Origin of the sequence: Saccharopolyspora sp. (genome assembly GCF_017434145.1) — a bacterium.
Classification (GTDB): Bacteria; Actinomycetota; Actinomycetes; order Mycobacteriales; family Pseudonocardiaceae; genus Saccharopolyspora_C; species Saccharopolyspora_C galaxeae.
The window spans coordinates 1-3,319 of the sequence record NZ_JAFRFW010000238.1; the positions used below are offsets into that span (position 1 = coordinate 1).

2 protein-coding genes are annotated in these 3,319 nt (G+C 71.0%); both read right to left on the bottom strand.

The window, feature by feature from the left end; all coding sequences use genetic code 11:
• Nucleotides 1-58: 58 nt before the first annotated feature.
• Nucleotides 59-1,258 (bottom strand): helix-turn-helix domain-containing protein, encoded by a 1,200-nt coding sequence (locus IJH84_RS06770; protein ID WP_295141600.1) that lies wholly within the window; start codon nucleotides 1,256-1,258, stop codon nucleotides 59-61.
• Between the two features lie 191 nt (nucleotides 1,259-1,449).
• Nucleotides 1,450-3,319: beta-ketoacyl reductase (locus IJH84_RS06775; protein ID WP_295141603.1), on the bottom strand; the 1,870-nt coding region annotated here is incomplete at its 5' end.

A 3,319-nucleotide genomic window follows, 5' to 3' on the forward strand; every position in this document is an offset into this window, starting at 1 on the left:
AAACTACGGCGGTCCGGCGGACGCGCGGTAGGACGCGATGTCCTATTGCCCGATCGGGTCAGCGGACCCCGAGGCGCTCCGCGAGGTTGCGCAGTCCCGGCTCGGCCGACAACCGGGTGTGCAGCAGGTCGCGAGTCACCGACTTGATGAGGTTCTGGTGCCTTGCCCAGGACGGAGCCATTTGCTCTGCTGCGACGAGCAATGGCAGCGCGGAGCCGGGCCGGCCGAGTCGCGTGTTCGCCAGCGCGCGGTCCGTGAGGTGCCGAGCTCGGGCAGCCACCGGCAACGACGCCCCGTTTCCGGGCATGCCTCGCGCGGCGTCGAGCGCACGCCGGTACTCGCCGGTCTGCACGCCGATGTCCACGCTTTGCATCGTGAGTTGGGACGGACCGAAAGCGGTGTGGTAATCGCTGCGATCACCGCCGATGCGCTCCGCGGCTCGCGCGCTCTCCGCGACGAGGTCCGTTGCGCGTGCCTCGCTGCGGGAACGGGCAGCAGCGGTCCCGGCGGTGAGCACCAGCGAGCCGTAAGCGGACAGCTGCGGCAGAGCGGCTTCACCTCGCGGTGCGATGCTTTCCGCGGCGCGTACGGCAAGAGCCTCGGACTCCGCGTACCTGCCGGAGGCCATGAGCTGCCAGGCGATCGAGCCGCGCACCATCGCGGCGAGCAGCGGATCCGCGCTGGTGTCGGCGGCTTGCGCGGCCTGCCGCGCCGCCAGGAACGCCGCGTCCGACTGCTTCAGGTGCACCAGCACGCACCCGGCTACCCAATACCCGTCCGCGAGCAGCTCGGCGGCCGTGGCTCGGGAACCGGACGCACCGACCGTCGCCCGCAAGGAATGCAGCACACCGGGCAGCAGCGCGGTGAGCTGCTCGTACTTCCCGGCCCAGTAGGTACCCCACAGGTGAGTGAGCGTCCGCGTCGCCTCGTCGTGCGTCATCGGCTCGACCTCGACCGGCGCCGTCCCGACCAGGTCGTCCACGCCGGTCACCGCGAACCGCAGCGCGGTGACGCCCTCGTCCTGGTGCTGCTCCGGCAGCGTCGCGCGCCCCATCAGATCGGCGAGTGTCACGTCGAGCGCGCGGGCTATCCGGTGCAGGCTCGCGACACTGGCCGTGTTCCGGGTGCCCTGCTCCAGTTTGCGCACCAGATCGACCGAGACGGCGGCACGTTCCGCGAGCTGCCGCTGCGTGTAGAGCCTGCCCCGAAGCTCCCTGATCCGGACGCCGATCGGCTTAGCTGTGCTCTCGTCCGCCATGCCAGTCCACCCTCTCCGGCCGAGTCGCCACGATTGGCCGTCGCACTCGGTTTCCCGTTGTGCGGCAACGGATTCCCGAGCCTACTCACCTCCCGATCCGGTGACGACCAGCTGCCCCGATCAGAGCAATCACCGGCACCTGACGTATTCCGGAGCGAGCGGCCCTACTCCGAATGGTGCGCCTGATCCGGTCAGGACAGCCCGAGTTCGTTGTCGAGCATGTCGAACATGGCGTCGTCGGTGGCTTCGTCGAAGTCGAAGTCCTGTTCCGGAGCCGGGTCGTCGCCGCGCAGCGATTGCCACTTCGACCGGAGGACTTCGAGCCGGCCGGTGACCTGCTCGTGCAGCTGCTCGTCCACCCGCACACCGTCGAAGACCCGCTGCAATCGGTCCAATTCGGACAGCAGTGCGGTCGCCGAGTCCTGCTCCGGTGCGAGTTCGGCGAGCAGGTGCTCGACCAGCTCGGCGGGGGTCGGGTGGTCGAACAGCAGCGTCGCGGGCAACCGGAGACCGGTGGCCGTGCCGAGGCGGTTGCGGAACTCGACCGCGGTGAGGGAGTCGAAGCCGAGCGATTTGAACTCATCGTCGGGCCGGACCGCCCATTGCTCGTCAGCCCCGGGCTCGCCTGCGGAGTGTCCGAGGACCGCGGCGACGTCCTTGCGCACCAGTTCCAGCAGGGCCTCGCGTCGCTGGGCCGCATCCATCCCGGTGAGCCGTTGCGCCAAATCGTCTCCGCCCGCCGCGGTGCGCCGGGCCGGGGTGCGGACCAGTCCGCGCAGCAGCCATGGGACCTCGTTCCGGGCCCGCAGCGCGGCCGAGTCCAACCGCACCGGGGCGAGCACCGGCTCGACTGATCCGACCGCGGCGTCGAACAGCGCGAGACCGTCCACTGCGGACAGCGGCGGAGTTCCGGCGCGACTCATGCGTTCGGACTCCTCCCCACCGAGCATCCCCTGGTCCCATGCGCCCCACGCCAGCGAAACGGCGGGCGATCCGGCTGCACGCCGGTGCCGCGCGAGGGCGTCGAGGTAGGAGTTCGCGGCCGCGTAGTTGCCCTGCCCGGCCGTGCCGAACAGCCCGGCGGCCGAGGAGAACAGCACGAACCCGTCCAGTTCCAGGCCCTTCGTCGCCTCGTGCAGGTTCCACGCGGCGTCGACCTTCGGTCGCAGCACGGCCGAGGTCCGCTCCGCGTCGAGCGAGCCGAGCACACCGTCGTCGAGCACTCCGGCGCTGTGCACCACGGCTCGCAGCGGGAACTCGGCCGGGATGTCCGCGAGCACTCGGTCCAGCTGCTCTCGATCGGCGGCGTCGCAGGCCACGATGGACGCTTGTGAGCCGAGTTCTTGCAGTTCGGCGACGAGTTCGGCCGCGCCCTCCGCCTCCGGCCCCCGGCGACCGGCCAGCAGCAGCCGCGGCACTCCTCGCTCGGCGAGGTGCCGGGCGAGGCGGCGGCCGAGACCACCGGTGCCGCCGGTGATGAGAACGGTGCCGTCCCAACTCACCGGCTCCGCGGCGGTCTCCCGCACGAGGCGGCGGACTCGCACCTTTCCGTCCACGATGGACGCTTCCGGTTCGGTGCAGGACAGCGCCCGCAGCAACGCATCCGCTTCGACGTCGGCGCCGAGGTGCAGAAGGCCGAAGTTGCCCGGATTCTCCGACTCCCCGGTGCGCACCAGACCGGCCGCGGTCGCGGCGGCGAGATCGTCCCGCATCGCGAACACGAGCCTGCCGGGGCCGCTCCAGTTCTGGAGCGCTGCGCGCACCTGGTTCGTCAGCTCGTGCGCGGACTCCGGTGAATCGTCGCCGTGCAGCGAGCACAGCACGGTCCGGTCCTCGTCCACGTCCGATGGCGCGGTGCGCACGTCGACCTGCACACCGCACGCCTTGAGCACGTCGGCCAGTCCGAACGGGTCGGCCCCGGCCAGGATCGGCGCCGCGGCACGATCCGGCTGCTGCGGCAGCGCTGTCCACTCCGGACGGTAGAGCGAGTCGGTGCCGTGCAACGGTTGCTGCTTGCGGGGGCGCAGCGAGCGGATGGTGGCGACCGGGTTTCCGGAACCG

Coding starts and splice junctions, on each gene's coding strand:
- IJH84_RS06770 (WP_295141600.1), bottom strand. CDS start 1,258: ATGGCGGACGAGAGCACAGCTAAGCCGATCGGCGTCCGGATCAGGGAG.